At 61.1% G+C, this 19,520-nt stretch carries 21 protein-coding genes; 6 read left to right on the forward strand and 15 right to left on the reverse strand.

What is annotated here, in order from left to right:
- From Q355_RS15880 to Q355_RS0112365, 5 genes are all read right to left on the reverse strand, one after another.
- Positions 1–446 (reverse strand): GTP-binding protein (locus Q355_RS15880; protein ID WP_027878008.1); only part of this gene is annotated, 446 nt, incomplete at its 3' end.
- A 69-nt stretch (positions 447–515) separates the two neighbouring features.
- A complete protein-coding gene (gene fusA / locus Q355_RS0112350) occupies positions 516–2,609 on the reverse strand; it encodes an elongation factor G (protein ID WP_027878077.1) in 2,094 nt (697 codons plus the stop codon).
- Positions 2,610–2,611: 2 nt separating this feature from the next.
- Entirely contained in the window at positions 2,612–3,082 is a 471-nt protein-coding gene (rpsG, locus tag Q355_RS0112355) for a 30S ribosomal protein S7 (RefSeq protein WP_027878078.1), read from the reverse strand.
- A 45-nt stretch (positions 3,083–3,127) separates the two neighbouring features.
- Entirely contained in the window at positions 3,128–3,544 is a 417-nt protein-coding gene (gene rpsL, locus Q355_RS0112360; protein WP_013014872.1) for a 30S ribosomal protein S12, read from the reverse strand.
- 493 nt (positions 3,545–4,037) lie between these two features.
- The gene (locus Q355_RS0112365) at positions 4,038–4,652 is read right to left on the reverse strand and encodes an SCO family protein (RefSeq protein ID WP_036259461.1); all 615 of its coding nucleotides are present in this window, start codon (positions 4,650–4,652) and stop codon (positions 4,038–4,040) included.
- Positions 4,653–4,885: 233 nt separating this feature from the next.
- Here Q355_RS0112365 and Q355_RS0112370 point away from each other — a divergent pair, with 233 nt between their 5' ends.
- From Q355_RS0112370 to Q355_RS0112380, 3 genes are all read left to right on the forward strand, one after another.
- Positions 4,886–5,362, forward strand: coding sequence for a hypothetical protein (locus tag Q355_RS0112370; protein WP_027878080.1), 477 nt, complete (start codon positions 4,886–4,888; stop codon positions 5,360–5,362).
- A 32-nt stretch (positions 5,363–5,394) separates the two neighbouring features.
- The gene (locus Q355_RS0112375) at positions 5,395–5,985 is read left to right on the forward strand and encodes a MazG family protein (protein ID WP_027878081.1); all 591 of its coding nucleotides are present in this window, start codon (positions 5,395–5,397) and stop codon (positions 5,983–5,985) included.
- Between the two features lie 112 nt (positions 5,986–6,097).
- A complete protein-coding gene (locus Q355_RS0112380; protein ID WP_027878082.1) occupies positions 6,098–6,700 on the forward strand; it encodes an NUDIX hydrolase in 603 nt (200 codons plus the stop codon).
- Here Q355_RS0112380 and Q355_RS0112385 read toward each other — a convergent pair.
- The 5 genes from Q355_RS0112385 to Q355_RS0112405 all read right to left on the reverse strand — a co-directional run bounded on the left by Q355_RS0112385 (position 6,697) and on the right by Q355_RS0112405 (position 13,288).
- Positions 6,697–7,476 (reverse strand): PaaX family transcriptional regulator, encoded by a 780-nt coding sequence (locus Q355_RS0112385; protein ID WP_027878083.1) that lies wholly within the window; start codon positions 7,474–7,476, stop codon positions 6,697–6,699. The two genes, Q355_RS0112380 and Q355_RS0112385, sit on opposite strands and share 4 nt — an antisense overlap.
- A 74-nt stretch (positions 7,477–7,550) precedes the next feature.
- Complete coding sequence (locus Q355_RS0112390) at positions 7,551–8,993, reverse strand: MATE family efflux transporter (RefSeq protein ID WP_245597576.1); 1,443 nt, start codon at positions 8,991–8,993, stop codon at positions 7,551–7,553.
- 268 nt (positions 8,994–9,261) lie between these two features.
- Entirely contained in the window at positions 9,262–10,461 is a 1,200-nt protein-coding gene (locus tag Q355_RS0112395) for a bifunctional folylpolyglutamate synthase/dihydrofolate synthase (protein ID WP_027878085.1), read from the reverse strand.
- 265 nt (positions 10,462–10,726) lie between these two features.
- Positions 10,727–11,668 (reverse strand): VWA domain-containing protein, encoded by a 942-nt coding sequence (locus Q355_RS0112400; protein ID WP_027878086.1) that lies wholly within the window; start codon positions 11,666–11,668, stop codon positions 10,727–10,729.
- 192 nt (positions 11,669–11,860) lie between these two features.
- Entirely contained in the window at positions 11,861–13,288 is a 1,428-nt protein-coding gene (locus tag Q355_RS0112405) for a nitronate monooxygenase (RefSeq protein ID WP_036259466.1), read from the reverse strand.
- A 251-nt stretch (positions 13,289–13,539) separates the two neighbouring features.
- Between Q355_RS0112405 and Q355_RS0112410 the strand changes: the two genes are divergently transcribed.
- Entirely contained in the window at positions 13,540–14,205 is a 666-nt protein-coding gene (locus tag Q355_RS0112410) for a uracil-DNA glycosylase (protein ID WP_027878088.1), read from the forward strand.
- Positions 14,206–14,364: 159 nt separating this feature from the next.
- On the opposite strand, the gene Q355_RS0112415 is transcribed toward Q355_RS0112410, so the two are convergent.
- Positions 14,365–15,015, reverse strand: coding sequence for an MIP/aquaporin family protein (locus Q355_RS0112415; protein ID WP_027878089.1), 651 nt, complete (start codon positions 15,013–15,015; stop codon positions 14,365–14,367).
- A gap of 93 nt (positions 15,016–15,108) precedes the next feature.
- On the opposite strand from Q355_RS0112415, the gene Q355_RS0112420 reads away from it, so the two are divergent.
- Positions 15,109–15,570, forward strand: coding sequence for an HD domain-containing protein (locus Q355_RS0112420; RefSeq protein WP_027878090.1), 462 nt, complete (start codon positions 15,109–15,111; stop codon positions 15,568–15,570).
- Here the strand turns inward: Q355_RS0112420 and pruA are convergent.
- From pruA to Q355_RS0112440, 4 genes are read right to left on the reverse strand one after another with little or no spacing between them, the layout of a single operon-like run.
- The gene (gene pruA, locus Q355_RS0112425) at positions 15,567–17,114 is read right to left on the reverse strand and encodes an L-glutamate gamma-semialdehyde dehydrogenase (RefSeq protein WP_027878091.1); all 1,548 of its coding nucleotides are present in this window, start codon (positions 17,112–17,114) and stop codon (positions 15,567–15,569) included. The genes Q355_RS0112420 and pruA overlap by 4 nt on opposite strands.
- A gap of 19 nt (positions 17,115–17,133) precedes the next feature.
- A complete protein-coding gene (locus Q355_RS0112430) occupies positions 17,134–17,526 on the reverse strand; it encodes an ACT domain-containing protein (protein WP_027878092.1) in 393 nt (130 codons plus the stop codon).
- Positions 17,527–17,528: 2 nt separating this feature from the next.
- A complete protein-coding gene (locus tag Q355_RS0112435; RefSeq protein WP_027878093.1) occupies positions 17,529–18,452 on the reverse strand; it encodes a proline dehydrogenase in 924 nt (307 codons plus the stop codon).
- A gap of 10 nt (positions 18,453–18,462) precedes the next feature.
- Entirely contained in the window at positions 18,463–19,122 is a 660-nt protein-coding gene (locus tag Q355_RS0112440; protein WP_027878094.1) for a GntR family transcriptional regulator, read from the reverse strand.
- Between the two features lie 93 nt (positions 19,123–19,215).
- On the opposite strand from Q355_RS0112440, the gene Q355_RS15885 reads away from it, so the two are divergent.
- Positions 19,216–19,455, forward strand: coding sequence for a hypothetical protein (locus Q355_RS15885; protein WP_211247175.1), 240 nt, complete (start codon positions 19,216–19,218; stop codon positions 19,453–19,455).
- Positions 19,456–19,520 lie beyond the last annotated feature (65 nt).

Consider the following 19,520-nt stretch of genomic DNA (forward strand, 5'->3'; position numbering starts at 1 on the left):
TCCAAGAGTTCGGGGTCGTCCACCATGTCGATCTTGTTCAGGAAGACGATGATGTAAGGCACCCCCACCTGACGCGAGAGCAGGATGTGTTCGCGGGTCTGGGGCATGGGGCCGTCGGTTCCCGAGACCACCAGGATGGCCCCGTCCATCTGGGCCGCACCGGTGATCATGTTCTTGACGTAGTCGGCGTGGCCGGGGCAGTCCACGTGGGAGTAGTGCCGATTGGCGGTCTCGTACTCCACGTGGGCAGTGTTGATGGTAATCCCACGGGCCTTCTCCTCAGGCGCCTTGTCGATCTGGTCGTAGGCCTGTACCTCTACGTTGGGGTTGGCCGCCGCTGCCACAAAGGTGATCGCCGCCGTGAGGGTGGTCTTCCCGTGGTCTACGTGGCCGATGGTGCCCACGTTCACGTGGGGTTTGGTGCGCTCAAATACGCCTTTCGCCATAACAGTTTCACTCCTTCTAAAGTTATCGGTGAAGGGTCGGGGGTCATGTAAAACCCCGACCCCGGTTGGTTATTGCCCCTTGATCAGCTTTTGAGCGATGTTTTGAGGCACTTGCTCGTAGTGGTCGAAGAACATCGAGAACTGGGCCCGGCCCTGGCTCATCGAACGCATGTCGTTGGCGTAGCCGAACATCTCGGCCAGGGGAACAAAGGCCCGCACCAGCCGGGCGTTGCCCCGCTCCTCCATGCCTTGAATCTGGCCGCGGCGGGAGTTCAGGTCGCCGATGATGGAGCCCAGGAATTCTTCGGGGGTGATGACCTCGACCCGCATGATGGGCTCGAGGATGGCCGCACCACCCTTCTCGATAGCTTCTTTGATGGCCATCGAGCCGGCAATCTTGAAGGCCATTTCGGAGGAGTCTACCTCGTGGTAGCTGCCATCATAGAGGGTGACCTTGAGGTCCACGATAGGGAAGCCGGTGAGGGGGCCGGACTGCATGGCCTCCTCGATGCCTTTTTGTACCGCCGGAATGTATTCGCGCGGGATCACACCCCCCACAATGGCGTTGACGAACTCAAAGCCCGAACCACGGCCGAGGGGTTCGGCCTTGATCTTGACGTGGCCGTACTGCCCACGCCCACCGGACTGGCGCACGAACTTGCCTTCGACATCCACCGGGCGGGTAATGGTCTCGCGGTAGGCCACCTGGGGTTTGCCCACGTTGGCATCCACCTTGAACTCGCGCTTGAGGCGATCCACGATGATTTCCAGGTGCAGCTCACCCATGCCCGAGATGATGGTCTGCCCGGTCTCGGGGTCGGTGGATACGCGGAAGGTGGGGTCTTCTTCACCCAGACGGGCAAGGGCCACGCCGAGTTTGTCCTGATCGGCCTTGGTTTTGGGCTCGATGGCCAGGTCAATTACCGGCTCGGGAATCTCGATGGACTCGAGGATAATCGGCTGGTCGCCATCACCCACCAGGGAGTCGCCCGTGATGGTCTCTTTGAGGCCCACCACTGCGCCCAGCTCGCCCGCACGCAGCTCTTCCACCTCTTCACGGTGGTTGGCGTGCATCTGCAGCAAACGAGCCACGCGCTCTTTTTTGCCCTTGGTGGTGTTCTGCACGTAGGAACCCGACTTGAGGGTACCGGAGTAAACCCGCACGAAGGTCAGACGGCCCACATAGGGGTCGGCCATAATCTTGAAGGCCAGGGCAGCCAGGGGGCCATTGGGATCGGCAGGGCGCTCGACGTCCTCGCCATTCTCGGTCTTGCCTCTAACAGGGGGAATGTCCAGCGGCGAGGGCAGGTAGTCCACCACCCCATCCAGGAGCAGCTGAACCCCTTTGTTCTTGAGGGCTGAGCCCAGGAAAACCGGGAAAATCTCGATGGCGATGGTGCCCTTGCGGATGGCCCGGATGAGTTCCTCTTCGGTGGGCTTCTCGCCCTCCAGGAACTTCATCATGATGTTTTCGTCGTAGTCGGCCGCGGCTTCCACCAGCTTCTCGTAGTACTCAGCAGCCTGGGCCTTCATATCCTCGGGGATCTCAACCTCTTTAATGTCAGTACCGAGGTCGTTACCGTAGATGTAGGCCTTCTGGCGCAGCACGTCAATGATGCCCTTGAAGGTATCCTCGCGGCCAATGGGCAGTTGCATCAGCACCGGCTTGGCCCCCAGACGCTCCTTCATGGTGTTGACCACCAACCAGATATCGGCCCCGGTCTTGTCCATCTTGTTGGCGAAGGCAATGCGGGGAACCCGGTACTTGTCGGCCTGGCGCCACACGGTCTCGGACTGGGGTTCCACACCCTGCGAAGCATCAAATACCGCCACAGCACCATCCAGCACCCGCATGGAACGCTCGACCTCGATGGTGAAGTCCACGTGGCCGGGGGTGTCGATGATGTTGATGCGGTGCTCAATGCCGGTACCACTGTGCTTCCAGTTGGCGGTGGTCACGGCGGCGGTAATGGTAATGCCCCGCTCTCGCTCCTGCTCCATCCAGTCCATGGTGGCCGCACCTTCGTGCACCTCACCAATTTTGTGAATGCGACCGGTGTAGTAGAGGATGCGCTCGGTGGTGGTGGTCTTACCGGCGTCGATGTGGGCCGCAATCCCGATGTTGCGGAAGAGTTTTAGGTCGAAACCAGTCTTAACGGACATACTTACCACCGGTAGTGGGCGTAGGCTCGGTTGGCTTCGGCCATACGCTCAACATCTTCTTTCTTTTTGACCGCCCCACCCTTGCCCTCGGCGGCTTCCAGCAGTTCGGCAGCCAGGCGCTGGTGGGCTTCACGCTCACCCCGGCTGTTGAAGGCGTTGACAATCCAGCGAATGGCCAGGGTTTGCTGGCGGCGGGGGGATACCTCGACGGGAACCTGGTAGTTGGCCCCACCCACCCGACGGCTGCGTACCTCCACACGGGGGCGCACGTTGTCCAGCGCCGCCTTAAAGACCTTGAGGGGCTCCTGCCCGCTCTTCTCCTGGATAATCTCGCAGGCTTCTTTGAAAATCCGGGCAGCCAGGTTCTTCTTGCCGTCGCGCATCATCCGGTTGATGAGCGCGGTGACCACCACATCGCCGTAGAGGTGGTCGGGCTCGAGTTGGCGAATTTCAGCTTGTCTTCTCCGCGACATACTCTGACCTCACTCGTGCCGCCGCATGCGGCGGCATGTGAAAAGTTACTTCTTACCCTTGGCTGCCGCACCCTTGGCATCGGCTTTGGGGCGCTTGGTGCCATATTTGGAGCGGCTCTTCTTGCGGTCTTTCACACCCTGGGTGTCGTAGATACCGCGCACAATGTGGTAGCGCACACCCGGCAGGTCCTTCACACGGCCCCCACGGATCAGCACCACCGAGTGCTCTTGCAGGTTGTGACCTTCACCGGGGATGTAGGCGGTGACTTCGTACTGGCTCGAGAGCCGCACCTTGGCCACTTTACGCAGCGCCGAGTTGGGCTTCTTGGGGGTGACGGTACGCACCACGGTGCAGACGCCTTTGCGGAAGGGGCTTCCTTTGAGGGCAGGCACCTTGCTCTTTTTGACCACCGGCGTACGGCCCTTACGGAGGAGTTGGTTGATGGTTGGCAGTGTAATCACATCCTTTCGTCTGACTCGAGTTCTCTCAAAACTGAAACCCCACACGGAGGTCTGCGTTCTTGCGCTGCGCTCGGTGCGGGGTTCCCGTCGAGAAGCGAACCAGGCCAGCAGCCTAAGTTTCGCCCCTGGATTCTCAAGAATCGCTGTGCGCGACGGCATTCCCGTGAGCGCAACCGATGTTACCTCAAAGCCGGGGCTGGCCTGAGGCGACGCAACCCTAGAAGTATATACGGCTACCAGGAGTTAATCAAGGGGGAAAATAAGGCCAGAGAGCAGAGCCAAAGAGGCTACGGGCCGCTCACTCGGGCCAGTATGAACTCTGACGGCATGGTGATATCGGTTCGTTTTTTGCCGGGGCCACTGCATCCGGTCGGTTTTGACCTGCATTATGGCAGCCTCCACATGCGTGGCCGTACCAACCGCTGTGAGCGCCCCTCCTACCGATACCTGGCGATACCTGGGCCGATGCGGAGATTTGTTTTGCCAAAGCAGCCTACCGCAGCAACCAGCGCACATCCTGCACCACCCGCTCGGTTTCGGCAGCTTTGCCGCTGCCGTAAATCAGGCGCAGCTGTCCCTTGGGGTCGAGGGCGAAGACGGTGGCGGTGTGGTCTACGTTGTACTCGGTGGGCGACTTGATCTGGGATTTCTGATAAAACACCCCATACCGCTTGGCCACCTCGGCAATCTGTTCGGGGGTGCCGGTTAGGCCGATAAAGCTGGGGCTAAAGAAGGTTACATAGTCCCGCAGCTTTTCCAGGTTGTCCCGTTCGGGGTCTACCGAGATCAGCAAAACCTGTACCCGCGCTTGCTCGGCAGGGGTCAGGGCCTTATAGACCTTGCTGAGCTCGAGCAGGGTGGTGGGGCATACATCCGGGCAGTTCACGAAGCCAAAGAAGATCAGGACCACCTTGCCCCGAAAGTCGGAAAGGCTTTTGCTCGAGCCGTCGTGGGCGGTAAGGGTGAATTGGTTGGCTTCGGCGGGCCGAACATTCAGCAGCCGGGTGCCATAGGGCTGGTAGGTGTCTTTAGAGAGCAGAAACGCCACCACCGCTAGCAGCAAGGGCAGACCGGCTATCAAGGCAATCCAAATCGCTCGACGTGGCATCTTTTTACGCTCCTGTACTGATGGGGCTTGTTGAAGGCCAACAAACCCTCTGCAAACCTTGGTTAACCGTAGACAATCCAACCCCAGGCAAATGTCCCTCAGCAGACAGTTTGCTCGAGCTGCCAATGCCCTGCTCGAGGTGCCAGCAGCCCAGCCTGACCATTCTGGCCCGACCCCCCAAGGCAAGCCACTTTACATTAGCCCAGTGCTTTTACAGCAAGATGAAGGTGGACATGGACGGTCGCGCAGTCGCTTTTTCTAACCCCCAGGTACGCTGGGCCGGGGCTTTGCTGATGGCACCCTTCTTTTTGCAACTGCTGGGTCTGGGCAACTCTGCGCTGGGGGGCGGGTTGTGTGGTGAGCTGTTCGGCAACGAAACCCCGTTGGGGCTTCAGGGCGCGGGGTTCTGGTATGCGGTGCTGTTTATGATGCTGCTGGGATTTCAGCTCATGTACGGGGGTTTTTTGCTGTTGGCGCGTTTGCTCGAGATACCCGCTAGCATGGAGCGGGGCGCCTACACCGGAGGACTATGGTTGGTCGGGCTGATGACCTTGTTGTTTGTGCTGACCCGCACCACCGGTCTGCCCTACCCCAGCCCCCAGGGCCTGGCCTTGGGGGATACCGCCCCGGTGGACTTGCTGAGCCTTATGCTGATGGGCTCTACGTGGGCAGCCGGCCTCCTGCTTTGGCGTTTGCTCAAAAAGGCATAATCTCCTTTTCAAAACCCGCTAGGCTATAAGGCATGGAGCGTTTATTGCAGGTCATGCGCCGCTTGCGGGGCCCCGACGGTTGTCCGTGGGACAAAGAACAAACCCACCAGAGCCTGCGGCCTTACTTGCTCGAGGAGGCCGCCGAAGCCGTGGACGCCATCGGCAAAGGCAACCCCGACGAACTGGCCGAGGAGCTAGGGGATGTGTTGTTGCAGGTGGCCTTTCACTCGGTGATTGCCGAGCAGGAGGGCACTTTTACGTATTCCCAGGTGGAGCAGCACATTGTGGATAAGCTGATAAGACGCCACCCACACGTATTCGGCAACGTGCAGGCCGACACCCCCGAGGCCGTTACCGCCAACTGGAAGGCCATCAAAGCCCGCGAGGGCAAAACCGCCCAGTCGGTATGCGACCAGGTGCCGCGCAGCCTGGGCGCCCTGGCCCGGGCCAACGAAATCCAGAAAAAGCTGGGAACCCCCTTCTCGGGCAAGGACAGCCTTATCCAGGCTATTGAACAGGGCAACCTGGCCGAGGCGCTGTGGCTGATGGTGGCCTGGTGCCGCCAGGAAAAGGTAAACCCGGAGGTTTTGTTGCGCGAACGCTGCGAGCAAAGCTGCGCGTAAAGCGGTCATGGGCCACAGAAAGGAGTCCAAGATAGCTTCACAATGGTGGTTGTGAGGCTTCAGGCATCACACCGGCCGCTATGTAGCCAGCATTCGCAACAGCAAAAGTCGCATGAAATCGAACGTTCTCAAAGCCATCGTTTCCCGTCCCCCTCAGCAACTGCCGCTACCAGAGGGTTTTGTGGATGCAGCCGTTCTGCTTCCGGTGTGGGAAGGTCGGCTTTTGTTTACTGTTCGCAGCGCCCACCTGCCGCACCATGCAGCGCAAATCAGCTTCCCCGGGGGCCGCTTTGACGATGGCGAAAGCGCAGAGGAGGCCGCTTTACGCGAGGCTTCAGAAGAAGTGGGGCTAAAGCCCGAGCAGGTGGAGATACTGGGGCACCTGAACCCTACCCTCTCGCCTTTTGGCTACCGAGTATTCCCCCTGCTGGGCCGGATTACCCAGGAGCCCCGTCTTACCCCCAACCCCGAGGAAGTGGACGCGCTGCTCTGGGTGCCCATTGAGGAATTGCTAACCGCACCCGCCTATGCCGAAGAACGCACCCCACCCCCAGGCAACCGCTTTCCCAGCGGCCTGGGCGGGGAGTTTTCCGAAATAGAGGGCCGACTGAGCCGCAAGGTCTGGCACTATCCCTGGCGGGGCTACGATATCTGGGGTGTGACCGGGAATATTGTGCATGATTTCCTCGAGCGCCTGCGACAGGTTCGCCTCTAATCTGCGGCGACGGAGCCAGGCTCAAACACTGGGCGAGCTTGTCGGGAAAGCTGGTCGTAGAGGGCTAAAAACCGCTCCTTGGCACGCTGCCCCAGGAAGCCCGGGGGGGTGAGCTCGGGCGGCAGTCCGGGGTCGAGGAAGAGGTTCTTGCGGGCCTGGTGCACCATGTGGGTCAGCCGCACAAAGGCTTCCTCGGGGTTTTGGGGTCGCTCCTGCTTTTGTGCCAGAAAAGCGCGGTAGCGGGCCTGGGCGGCTTTGAGGTTGAAGGATTTTTCGATCAGCTCGAGGGGGGGCGTACTGGAAAAGCGCTCGGCCTGGAAAAGCTCGACGTAGCTTTGCAGGCCGTAAAAGCCCACCAGGTCGCGGGCGGCCTCGAGCGAGGCATTGGGGCTGACCCAGACCCCGGGCGCCGGCGTCCCGAAGCCCAGCAGAATCAGCTCGTTGCGGAAGCGGTCGCGCACGGTGCGTTTGGCTTCCGGTACGGCATAAACCAGAATGCGCCACTTTCCATCCCAGGCCGTACCATAGGTGTAAAGCCGCTCCCGCACCTGCTCGACCTGCCAGGCCACCCGCGGCGAAAGCCGGTAGTAGGCCCGTCGCCCATCCTTCTCTGGGAGAATCCAGCCGCGCTTGACGCTGCGCGAAACCGCGGCCCGCACAGCCGGCTCGCTGAATTGGAGCAGCTCCATCCAGCGAATCAGGTCCCCCACCCAGGCCCGGTTTTCTGGGTAGAGGTATTCCATGTAGAGCGTAAACAAATAAGAACGCGCCCGCATCGAAGCTCAGTATAATACGGATTTTTGCACTGCCAGCCAAAAAGCGTTTCGTTTGGTGGGTATGTCGAGCAGCTTCAATCTGTAGCCAAGGCTTTGGCCCCCCGATCCAAGCGGAACCACTGCCCACCCCGGTAACGCCACAAGAACATGGCGATACGCAGGATTTCCTCGCCCAAGAGCCGTCCCAGGAAAATTCCCCACAAACCCAGGCCCAGCGGAAAAGCCAGCAGCCAGGCCAAGGGCAAGCCCAGCAAAAAAACCGTAGCAAAATCGGAGAACAGCAAAAAGCGGGTGTCGCCACCGCTGGCCAGGATGCCAAAAAAGATGAAGTTGGAAACCTTGATGGGTTGAAACAGGGCGTTCAACAGCACCGCCCAAAAAGCCCACTGCTGGACTTGAGGCGTGGTGTTGGGATAGAGCAAGGACAGCAGGAAAGCAAAGAGGGCAAAGGCCAGCCCAAAGATGGCCGCCGAGATTAGACCCATGCGCCAGATCAGCCGCGAGACCCCCCAAACACCTGAGGAATCGGCCCGCCCAATGGCCTGTGCCACCAGCACCGTGGCCGCATAGTGCAGGCCCGCCGAGGCGGTGATGAAGACCATCTCGAGGTTGCTCACAATCTGGAACACCGCCAGCTCCTGCGTACCCAGGCGCTCGAACAGCAGCGCAAACAAAAACACCCCACCGCTGAATACCATCTCGGTGATGAACAGCGGTAGCACCAGCGGCACGGCCTGGGCCAGCAAAGGCCGGACTTGAGCCAGGCCAGGCCAGGCCCAGCGCAACCCCCAGCGGCTTGCAAACAGCAGCCCCAGCAGCAGCGCCGCCCGGAGACCCTGCGCCAGCAGGGCCGCCACCGCCGCCCCTACCACGCCCATGCCCAACGGAAACACCAGCAGCCATGACAAAAGCGGTATCAGGGCGATGGTGGGGATGGTCACCAGCATGGGGATGCGGGCCTTGCCCATGCTGCGAAATGCGGCGCTGCTCACCACGCTGAGGGTCACCAAGGGCAAGGAGAGGGCCACCAGCGAGAGGTACGGCCCACCGATGGTGGTAATCTCGAGATCGGCCCCCAGTAGCCTTAAGAAAGGCATGGCCCCCAGCCCCAGCGGTAGGGCCAGCGCAAGGGCCAAAACCGAAGCAAACCCAGTGAAAAAACTCACGATGCGCCGCACCGCGGCTTCGTCCCCCCGGCCCCTGGCCCGGCTGGCCAGAATGGCGCACCCCGCACCCAGGGTGTTGAGGCAGAGAATGCCGATAAACAGCACATTGTTGGCCAGCCCCACCGCCGCAATCGTGGCCGTGCCCAAGACTCCCACGATGACCTGGTTGATAAAGCCCAGGCTTAGTTGAACGGTTGACTCGAGGCTCACCGGCAGGGCAATTTTGAGTATTTCGCGCCTGGTATCGGCAGTCACAAAGGCCAGCATACTACGCGACAGGTCATCGGCGACTTCGCCACCCCGCCCCAGTGCTGTGGGGGAGGCAGCTCGAGCGCCCCGTTCATGGCCCACCTCTGGCAGGGGGTAAAATCGGGGGCATTATGAACAGCCCTACCTGGAACACCCAGCGGCTCATCGAGCAAGATATTGCCCACCACTTTCACCCCGCCACCAACCTGCACCGCCACAAGCAAAGCGGCCCGCTGGTGCTGGTCGAGGGCAAGGGCTCTAAAGTGCGCGATAGCCAGGGCTGGTGGTACATTGACGGCTTCGCCGGGCTTTGGAACGTGAATGTGGGCTATGGGCGCACCGAGCTGGCCGAGGTGGCCCGGCTGGCTTTTCAGCCTACCTTCTTTGGGCTGGCCAGATGCTGCGCCTGGAGCTGCCGCAGCATCTCCCCTACCAGGTACAAAGAGCCTGTGACCAGGACTAAAGCGCCGTCCTGCTGGGCTGCTCCAACAGCGTGATGCAGGGCCTCGAGCGGATGTTCGAAGTAGGGCGCGGGGTGTTCTTGCAGAAGTTCCTCTGCCCGCAGGGCACCCCTGGCGGCATAGGTATACCGTACGCTTCTGGCCTTGGGGAGCAGGGTTTGCAGCATGGTGTGGTAGTCCTTGCGGGGGAAAGCGCCAAACACCAGATGAAATTCTTCAAACTCTTCTACCAGCGCCCGGACGGCGGGTGGGTTGTGGGCTCCATCGAGCACCACAGGGGTGTTCTGGTAGGTCAGGTGCTGCATGCGGCCCGGATGGACGGCTGTGGATAAACCCGTGGATAAAACCGGCTCGCCATAACCCAGCAGGCGCAGAGCTGCCGCTGCCAGACGGGCGTTCTGTAACTGAAAGCGGCCCCGCAGCGAGGGCTGGGCAGGTAAATCGAAAATAGGGCTACCTTCGGACAGCACATACAAAGGCGCCCCCCGCTCGGCGGCGATGGCGCGAATAACCGCCAGTCCAACCCCCTCGGCCCCTGTTACTACCGGTACCCCGGTTCGGATGGCCCCCCCTTTGTCCTTGGCGACCCCCTCGAGCGAACCCCCCAGGGTTTCCAGGTGGTCTTCACCGATGTTGGTAATGACCGTCACGCGAACGTCGGGCAGGGCGTTGGTCGCATCCAGCGCACCACCCACCCCTGCCTCAACCGCAGCCACGCGCACCCCAACCGCGGCAAAGTGGTGAAAAGCCAGCGCGGTGGTGAGGTCGAAGAAGGCTACAGGTTCTTGCCATCGCTGCTGCTGCGCCCACTCCACAAAGCGCACCACCTCAGCCTCGGGAATCGGGCCCTGGTGGGTACAGATGCGCTCGCGGAAATCCAGCAGGTGCGGGCTGATGGTGGCTCCGTAAGGTTCCCCGGCAGCCCTAAAAGCCGCCGCCAGATAGGCCACCACACTGCCCTTGCCATTGGTGCCAATCACGTGAACAGCAGGAAAAGCAGCTTCCGGCTGGCCCAGGCGTTGCAGCAGTGCACGAATCCGCGCCAGACCCCTGGGAGCCCCGGCCCGGCTTTGGGCAAACAACCATTCCACTGCTTCTTGGTAAACCACACGCCTAAGTCTACCGCTTTGGCCTTTTATTGCCCCCCTGCCCAGCAGGCATAAATCGCACTCTTCACAGGCGTGGCCTGTCCTGTGCAGGACGCAGTAATACTACTGGTGGGGGCTCAAGGAGTAATACCAGATTCGGTTAGTTCGTCACCGTTCGGTGACGAACTAACCCGACCGAAGGGAGTGCTCTAGGATTCAAAAAGATAGCCTCTTAGCGCTTTTTGTTTGAAGATTATCTTTTTGAATCCGGTATAAGCAGAGTGCTCTAGATTACCCGGCGGCGCAGGTTCGATATCAGCAGGCTCGAGGCCAGCAAAAGCCCAGCGGCCAGGCCAAACACACCACTAACCTCAGTGCGCTGGGGCTTCCAGCCCACCACCCGGCCCAGGTTGCGGTAGGCTTGCCGCAAGGCTTCGGCAGACTCGGCGGCGTAGTACTGGCCTCCGGTGGAATCGGCGATAGCCCGCAGGGTTTCTTCGTCAAACTGCATCCAGTAGCTCCCCCACTGGGGGTCGGGGTCGTTGGGGTTGCTGCGGCGGCCCAGCCCAATGGTATGCACAACCACCCCCATGTCCTTAACAAAGGGGGTGACCTCGAGCGGGTCTACACCGCTGTTGGTTCGTCCATCCGAAAGCAAAACCACCGTGGAGGGCCCCAAGGGCTTACCTTGATCATCCTTGGGAATGGCCTTGAGGCTCTCTAGCAAGCCATCCCCAATGGCCGTCCGCCGGGCCAACTGCAACAGCTCAATCTGGTCTATCACCCGTTGGTGGTCGGTGGTAGGCTCGACTTCCAGAGTGGCGTAGCCGGCAAAGCTCACCAGCCCCACCTTGGCGCTGTCGGGTAGTGCTCGCACAAAGTTCTGTGCCTCGCGCTTCGCCACTTCGATGCGGCTCGGTTCGACATCCTGGGCTCGCATAGACAGACTGATGTCTAGGGTCACGATCACCGTAGCCATGTTATCGGGAGCCGGTATAGTGGCTTGGGGGCGGGCCAGTGCCACAATGGCCAACACCAGGGCCAAGCCATACAACAAAGCACTCAGGTGCCGCTTCCAGCGCGGCTCCGCGATACCAGCCAATTGCGCCAAGTTGGGATAAAGCACATGGGCACTGGCATCTCCACGCTGCACCCTGCGCCAATAAACCCATACCAAGAGCGGTATCAGGAGCAGCAGCCAAAGCAACAGCGGAAACTGAAACCCCACAACCCACCTCTCACACCAGCAGCCTTGCCGACCCAACTTCAGAAAATAAACTACTCCTCGAGTTTGAAGGCTAATCGCTTGGCAAAAGGTAGGCCTATTTACGGTTTTTCTTCAAAAAATTCACACCCCAGCGGCCAGGCTGCTGGGGTGCTGCACCAGGATTGTCGGCGGATGCAGGCGGTGCTTGGCGGGTTAGCCGTTTGCCATCATGGGCTGGGCTTCTGTCCGGGGCACAGGCGCTTCTCCCAGTAAGTAGGCCACCACGTCCCGGGCGCTGTACTGGGTGCCAAACCGAGCCACAAAGCGACCGATGCGCTCGAGGTCGTCCCCGCTCGTCACCAGCGGCAGCTCGAGGTCGCCGTTCTTCTGCACCTGGCCCTGCCCCACCGCTGCCAGAAGGGCATTGCACAAGCACTTGCGGCCCTCGGTGTTGGCCAGTTCACCCCCCTTAGCTAGGTACTGCTCGATGGGTTCGGAAGCGCAGCGGAAGCCAATTTTCCCTTCGGGCGTCTGGTAGGCTTCGCGCAGATAGCCCAGGTCGCAGACCCGCGTCCGGCGGCGATAAACCTCCGGCTCTGAGAGCGTGCCCTCTACCTCGGCCACCTTGAAAGGAAAGCCGGTCGGCGAGGCTTTGGGGTCGGTAAAAACCTTCACGGCCCCACGGGCAGCCCGCTCGAGGATGCCCCGCTTGAGATCGGCCTCGAAGCCTGACTCCTGGCTATAAGCAAACAGGGTTCCTACCTGAATGCCGGCTGCTCCCTGCGCGAGGGCTTCTTGCAGGGCCTCGGGTGAACCCGTACCCCCCGCAAGCCAGAACGGCAGGCCCAGGGCCTTGATCTGCTCGAGGTCCACCACATCCCGCTCGCCGTACACCGGCTGCCCGCGCCCATCAAACACCGGGGTGCCCCGGGGCGGGGCGTTGTGTCCGCCTGCGGTGGGGCCCTCGATGACAAAGCCCTGGATGGTGCCGGTTACCTTGCGGGCCAGCAAGGTAGCCAGCGAGTTGGAGGCGATGATGGGCAAAAAGTTGGGGCGCTTAAGCGCCTGGACGCCCCCCAGCACCTCGCGGGGATCGAAGTGAAGCCGGGGGGCTTCGGTGCCCGTCCAGCCGGTTACGTCTATTTTGAGCGAGGCGGTTTCACCCGCGGCCAGCCTGTCGAGCACCTCGGGAATTTCACGGGGAATGCCGGCCCCCATCAAGACGTAATCCACCCCGGCCAGCATGGCCCCATACAGCGTGCCCATGGTGGGAATTTGCAGCTTGGTCAGAAGGTTGATGCCAATCAGGCCCGAATGCCCTTCCTTGGCCAAAAATACCTCTACATAACCCCCCAGCACGTGCATAATTTGTGAGGCTGTATCGCCCAAGCGGCTGGGCATGGGAATACGCAGGTAAGGCTGGCCCTGCCGACCCTCGGGCCGAAAGTATTTGCTCAGCACAGGCTTAACCCAGTGTTGAACTGGAAAAGCCGCCAGCGCACGGCGCACCAGACCACCGGGGTCGCCATCCTGCAACCGCCGCACCATTACGGTGTCCATAGCGGTACCCGAAACAACCCCCAGCTGACCCAGCAGCGAAACCGTTTTGGCCAGACGCCAGTTGGAAACAGACACACCCATCCCACCTTGGATAATGCGCGGTAGGGCTACAGTAGAAACATTTTGCACGTGAACCAACCTCCAGAAGTTTTGAACAAGACAAAGGAGAACAAGATAGCCGATTGTACAGGTCGCGCAGGTGAGAAGGTCAGACGGCGCAACAAAACGGCCACGTCTGAACTTGGTACAGATAGTGATGTTCGGCCTGGCACCCAAAGCTCCCGATAAAGACCCCAGGGTATAAAAGGGCGTAAGGGTGTAATAGTAGGCGTATGAAACTCGAGGTTCTCCACTCCCAGATTGCTGCCTGCCGGGCCTGCCCAAGGCTGGTGGCCTGGCGCGAACAGGTCGGACGGGAAAAACGCGCAGCCTACCGCAGCACCACCTACTGGGCCAGACCCGTGCCCGGCTTTGGCGATCCCGACGCACGAATTCTGATTTTCGGGCTGGCCCCCGGCGCCCACGGCTCCAACCGCACCGGGCGACCTTTTACCGGCGATGCCTCGGGCGACTTCCTGTACCCGGCCCTGTACCGCGCCGGACTCTCCAGCCAGCCGACCTCGAGCCACAAAGGCGACGGCTTGGTGCTACGGGGCGTTTACATCAGCGCCGCCGTGCGCTGCGCCCCACCGGAAAATAAACCTACCCCCCTCGAGCTCCAGGCCTGCGCCCATTGGACAAAACAAGAGCTGGCTTTGCTGCCCCACCTCAAGGTCTACCTGGCCCTGGGCCAGATCGCCCATCATGCACTGCTGGACTACCACGGCCTGCGCAAGTCCAAGTACCCCTTTGCCCACGGCCTCGAGTACCCTCTAGGCGAACGGGTCTTGCTCTGCTCCTACCACGTGAGCCGCCAAAACACCAACACCGGAAAGCTCACCGCTGCCATGTTCGATGCCATCCTAAGGCGAGCCAAAGCCCTGGCCGAAGTCGGATAGAAAAGTTCGCCTGGAGGAGATGCCCCCAGGCGAGCGGTGCCCTTGCGAGAAGCCCTCTATCGCACTCTTCACAGACGTTGCCTTCTATCCGGAAGGCAACTGTACTGTGTAGGACAAAGCCATCAAGTTCTGAGCAGCTCAACAATTGCGAAGAGCGCTCTAGCTTTCCACTTTCTTGCTGTACAAAAAGTCGTAGAGCAAAGCCGCCAATCCAGCCCCGACCAGCGGGCCAACCCAGTAGACCCAGTGCGACGTCCACTCACCGCCGATGATGGCCGGTCCCAGGGCGCGGGCCGGGTTCATGGCTGCGCCCGATATGGCGCCCCCGGCCAGGATATCCATCGTGATGGCCAGACCAATGGCCAGGCCCGCATAGCTAAAGTTGTTGAAAACCGCCGCGCCAAAAATAACCGAAACCAAAAAGAAGGTCAGGAAGATCTCCATCATGAGGGCCTGGATGGCGGTGTGGTTTGCGCCGGGAAGCGGGGTTCCCTCGGCCACAGCATTACCGCCGTACAGCGCGCCGATAAAGAAGGCGGCCACCAGCCCGCCCAAAAACTGGGCCCCCCAGTAGCCCGCTGCACCCATAGGGGTAATGCGGCCGGTGATGAGCATGGCAAAGGTGACCGCAGGGTTGAAGTGCCCGCCCGAGATAGCCCCCAAGGCCACCACCGACAAACCAATGGCCAGGCCATGGGCCAAGGCAATTGCCATCAGATCGTCACCTTGGGTGGCCGCAATGGCCCCAATCCCCACAAAGCACAAAGCGAACACTCCCAGAAACTCTGCAATTAGAGCACGTAGGTTCATAATTCCTCCCGCCATTACGTTACCTTAGGGCAGTGCAGTCAGACAAATGACGGGATTTGACATAAAAAACGCAGAAATGCGTAGGATAAATTGGTGTGGCTGCGTCTAAAGCGTCTGTATAAAGCCTTTGTTCCAGCCCAGGCCGAGCCGGACGACGCCTGGGCCCTGGCCGAACTCAGCATCGAGGAGGCCCATCTGTACAAGGCCATGGATGTGCGGGATCGCGAGCACGCTGTGCGGGTGGCCAAACGGCTGCTGGAGCGCTACCCCGACGCCCCCAGCTTTGCTGTGCGGGCAGCACTGCTGCACGACAGCGGTAAAGCCCTGCGGCCCTACCGCCCCCTCGAGCGCATCCTAACCGGGCTTATCAGCCTGGATGTGCCCATCGAGCCCCTGGACAAAGGCTGGCGGGGGGCCTGGCAGATTCGCCTGCATCACCCCGAATACGGCGCCATGCGCATCCTCGAGCCCCAGGTGGCCCAGATTGTGCGGGAACACCATCAGCCCACAAGCCTATGGGCCAAACGGCTGCACGAGGTAGACGAAGAGTTCTAAAACCGCTCCGTAACGCTCTTCATCTGCAGGAAGTTGAGCAGGTAGTCGGGCCCTCCGGCCTTGGTATCGGTGCCCGAGAGGTTGAAGCCGCCGAAGGGCTGCACCCCCACCAGGGCCCCGGTAATCTTGCGGTTGAAGTAGAGGTTGCCCACGTGGAACTCGCGCCGGGCCCGCTCGAGGCGCTCGCGCTTGCGCGAGAAAACCCCACCGGTGAGGCCATAGCGGGTGCCGTTGGCCACTTCCAGGGCGGTGTCGAAGTCGGGCACGCGAATCACCGAGAGCACGGGGCCAAAAATCTCTTCCTGAGCGATGCGGGCATCGGGGGATACGTTTTCGAACACGGTGGGTGCGATGAAGTAGCCGCCGCCCTCGAGCTTGCGTCCGCCCAGCACCAGCCGGGCCTCCTGCTGCCCAATCTCGATATAGGACAGCACGGTTTTTTCTTGCTGGGCGCTGGCCACCGGCCCCATGTCGGGGTTTTCCTCGGCTGGCCCCACAATCAGGCTTTCAGTACGCTTGAGCACCTGCTCCATCAGCAGGTCGTGTACCCCGTCTACCACAATCAGCCTCGAGGCCGCCGAGCACTTTTGCCCCTGGAAACCAAACGCACTCTGCACCGTGGCCTGCGCCGCCGCAGCAATATCAGCGGTTTCGTCCACAATCAGGCCGTCTTTGCCGCCCAGCTCCAGGAACACCCGCTTGAGCCAGATCTGTCCGGGCGAGAGGCGGGCGGCGCTTTCGTTAATCTGCAGGCCAACCTCGAGGGAGCCGGTAAAGTTGATAAACCGGGTGCGGGGGTGCTGCACCAGGTAGGCCCCCACCTCGCTGCCTGACCCCGGCAAAAAGTTGGCCACCCCCGGTGGAAGACCCGCCTCCTCCAGAATCTCGAAGAGCTTGGCCGCTATCACCACGGTATCTTCGGCAGGCTTGGAGACCACGCAGTTGCCCACCGCGATGGGGGCCACGGTCATGCCGGTCAGGATGGCCAGGGGGAAGTTCCAGGGGGCAATCACCACCCCCACCCCCAGCGGGATGTAAAAGGCCTCGTTGTCCTCGCCCGGATAGGGCACCACCGGGGCGCCGTCTTTGTACTTGAGGGCCGAGAGGGCGTAATAGCGGATAAAGTCGATGGCCTCGGCCACGTCGGCGGCGGCCTCCACCCAGTTCTTGCCGATCTCGTAGACCAGCCAGGCCTCGAGCTCCCGCTGGCGGCGTTTCATAATCTGGGCGGCCTTCAGCAAAACCCGGCTGCGGTGCTCCTGGGGCCAGTCCCGCCAGGTCTTGAAAGCCCGCCAGGCCGCGTCCAGGGCGGCGTCGGCCTCGGCAATCCCGGCCTTGGCGCTCACCCCCACCACCTCTGCTGGGTTGGAGGGGTTGGTGGAGGTGATACTGGCCTGGGTATGCACTTTCTCACCCCCAATGATGAGGGGGTAGTGGCGGCCAAACTGGGCCCGCACCTCGGCCAGGGCTTTACGCATGGCTTCAAAGGCTTCTGGGCTCTGGAAGGTTTCGATGGGTTCGGGGCGGTAGGGTTCTGTGGTCATAACTGCTCCTTTCGGCAAGTCACTTCTGTGCAACGTGTACTCGATGTCCAGCCTGGCTCAGGGCCATTATTCCCTGATTTAGGCGCTCAGATTTGATCAACACGTAGTCAGTATTGTAGGTCGAAACAGCAAAAACACCCACACCCGCCTGGGCCAGCGGGTTTAGCACCGCAGCCAGGATGCCGGTGAGGGCAAAGTCGAAGGGGCCAAGCAGGCGAAAACAGCGCCAGTCGCGCTCAGCTTTGACCCCAGGGGGCACCCGCTTTTGGGGGCAGACTATCGTCAACTCGTCGCTGGCACGGCTGATGCTTAGAAAACCCTCGCCTTCAGCCCAGGCCGGAACCTGTGCGGTGGCCTCGAGCTGGCAGACCGCATAGGTGCCTTCCAGAAGGTGCAAATCGAGCGTCGCCATACCTACCCTTGAATCAGGCTGCGCGCCACGAATAAGAGGTTCTCGGGCCGCTCGGCAATACGGCGCGAAAAGTAGGGATACCAGTCGGTGCCGTAGGGCACATAGGCCCGCACGGTATAGCCCTCGGCAGCCAGCTTTTTTTGCTCGTCGCGGCGCACCCCGTACAAAAGCTGAAACTCGAAGCGGTCGGGCCCGATACCCATCTGCGCCGTCCAACGCTTCATCTCCTGGATGATCTGGGGGTCGTGGCTGGCAATCGCGGTGTAGAGGCCGTTTTCCAGGGCCTTCTTGCACAGCAGCAAAAACTGCCCATCAATGATGCGCTTGTCCTGAAAGGCCACCTCGGGCGGCTCTTTGTAAGCACCCTTCACGATACGCACCGGCGTTTTGAGCGGTATCAGGCTTTGCAGGTCCTGTTCAGTGCGTTTGAGGTAGCTTTGCAGCACCACCCCCACGTTTTCAAAACCGGCCTGGTGCAAGCGCCGGTAGACCCGCAGGGTTGCATCTACCCGGGGGCTGTCTTCCATGTCGATCCGCACAAAGCAGTCCACTTTCTGGGCCTCGCTCAGAATCTCGTGCATAAGGGAGTAGGCCAGGTCCTCGGAGAGGTCCAAGCCTAGCTGGGTGAGCTTAATGGCCACATAGCGGGGGTACGGAAGGGCCCCAAAAGCTTGTACCAGCCGAATTAGTTCGCTTTGAAACTTGCGGGCCTCGGCCTCAGAAGTAACCATCTCCCCCAGTAAGTCCAGGATGGCGTGTACCTTATCGCGCTCCAAAACTTCCACCACCCGTAGGGCTTCTTCTAAGGTATCGCCGGCAATGAAGCGGCGGGCGAAATTGCGTCCACGGCTAAGCACCAGATTTTTGATGCGGGGGTTCTGGGCTATGGCCAGCACAAACGAGCGGTAGCTTTGATTGAAGTCCATGTGAGCTCCTTTACTGCCAGACCTGCACCTGGAGGCTCTGCATGACCAGGTCGCGGAAATAGCGCACGTGGGTTCGCGCGGCCTCGGCAGCACGGGCGGGGTCATGGGCCTTTAGGGCCGCCAGAATGGCCTGGTGCTGCTGGCGGGTTCTGGGGTGCTGCGAGAGGGTTTGCTGAAACGAGCGGATGAGGGTCAGGCTCGAGCGCAAATCGGCGTAGATGCGGGCCAGGGTTTTGTTGTGGGCGGCCTCGACCAGGGCGGTGTGAAAGTCGAAGTCTACCTGCATCTGCTGGGCATAGGCCTCAGCGGGCAGGGCATCCAGCTCCAGCAGTAGCTTTTCCAGCCGGTTCAGTTCGGCCTCCGTGGCGTTTTGTGCCGCCAAAGCTGCTGCTTCGCCCTCGATCAAGGCCCGCACATCGTAGACCTCGCGCACCTCCTCCGCCGAGAGCACCCGCACCCGCGCCCCCTTGCCCGGCAGCAGTTCCACCAGCCCTTCCTGGGCCAGGCGCTGCAAGGCCTCGCGCACAGGCGTGCGGCTAATGCCGAGCTCCTGCGCCAGCCCCGGCTCGGAAATGCGTGCCCCCGGCAGTAAGGAACCCGCCAGAATGGCCCCCCGCAGGTGAGCATAGGCCGCCTCCCGCACCGAGTGGGGTCGCTGGAAATGGGTCATAAAGTGTATACAGTATACACTATTTGCATTCCAGGGTCAAATCAAAAAGGACGGCCGGGTGCATCTCTAAAAATCCGTATGCCAGAATAAGGCATGAAAGAGTGGAAAACGAAAGCACGCCAAGCCTTTGAGCGGTACATGGAAGACCTGGAACTAAGCCTGGAAGCGGGGAGTGGACTGGCGGAGATCGAACGGGCCATGCTGCGACATAACCCGGAACTCCTCAGGACGCTGATGCAAGGCCTGGTGGAAGAGACCCAGGCGCCTTCCCCCCCTGGAGCTACCGAAGGGGTGGAGGAGGGTGGGACAACGCACCAGCCAGGTACGCGGTAGCTGGGGGTTTATCCAGGTCAGGGTACAGCGGCTGCGGGACGAGGCGGGACGGGAACACAGCTACC

Source organism: Meiothermus cerbereus DSM 11376, assembly GCF_000620065.1.
GTDB lineage: Bacteria > Deinococcota > Deinococci > Deinococcales > Thermaceae > Meiothermus > Meiothermus cerbereus.

Excerpts from the sequence above, each read along its gene's own strand:
- Q355_RS0112430 (WP_027878092.1), bottom strand. The coding sequence starts at position 17,526 with ATGGCGACGCTCGATTTGCACCTTCTGGAAGGCACCTATGCGGTCTGC.
- Q355_RS0112385 (WP_027878083.1), bottom strand. The coding sequence starts at position 7,476 with ATGCGGGCGCGTTCTTATTTGTTTACGCTCTACATGGAATACCTCTAC.
- Q355_RS0112435 (WP_027878093.1), bottom strand. The coding sequence starts at position 18,452 with ATGGACTTCAATCAAAGCTACCGCTCGTTTGTGCTGGCCATAGCCCAG.
- rpsG (WP_027878078.1), bottom strand. The coding sequence starts at position 3,082 with ATGTCGCGGAGAAGACAAGCTGAAATTCGCCAACTCGAGCCCGACCAC.
- Q355_RS0112370 (WP_027878080.1), top strand. The coding sequence starts at position 4,886 with ATGGACGGTCGCGCAGTCGCTTTTTCTAACCCCCAGGTACGCTGGGCC.
- pruA (WP_027878091.1), bottom strand. The coding sequence starts at position 17,114 with ATGACCACAGAACCCTACCGCCCCGAACCCATCGAAACCTTCCAGAGC.
- Q355_RS0112410 (WP_027878088.1), top strand. The coding sequence starts at position 13,540 with ATGAAACTCGAGGTTCTCCACTCCCAGATTGCTGCCTGCCGGGCCTGC.
- Q355_RS0112415 (WP_027878089.1), bottom strand. The coding sequence starts at position 15,015 with ATGAACCTACGTGCTCTAATTGCAGAGTTTCTGGGAGTGTTCGCTTTG.
- Q355_RS0112365 (WP_036259461.1), bottom strand. The coding sequence starts at position 4,652 with ATGCCACGTCGAGCGATTTGGATTGCCTTGATAGCCGGTCTGCCCTTG.
- Q355_RS0112380 (WP_027878082.1), top strand. The coding sequence starts at position 6,098 with ATGAAATCGAACGTTCTCAAAGCCATCGTTTCCCGTCCCCCTCAGCAA.
- Q355_RS0112375 (WP_027878081.1), top strand. The coding sequence starts at position 5,395 with ATGGAGCGTTTATTGCAGGTCATGCGCCGCTTGCGGGGCCCCGACGGT.
- Q355_RS0112405 (WP_036259466.1), bottom strand. The coding sequence starts at position 13,288 with ATGGGTGTGTCTGTTTCCAACTGGCGTCTGGCCAAAACGGTTTCGCTG.
- Q355_RS15885 (WP_211247175.1), top strand. The coding sequence starts at position 19,216 with ATGAAAGAGTGGAAAACGAAAGCACGCCAAGCCTTTGAGCGGTACATG.
- Q355_RS0112440 (WP_027878094.1), bottom strand. The coding sequence starts at position 19,122 with ATGACCCATTTCCAGCGACCCCACTCGGTGCGGGAGGCGGCCTATGCT.
- fusA (WP_027878077.1), bottom strand. The coding sequence starts at position 2,609 with ATGTCCGTTAAGACTGGTTTCGACCTAAAACTCTTCCGCAACATCGGG.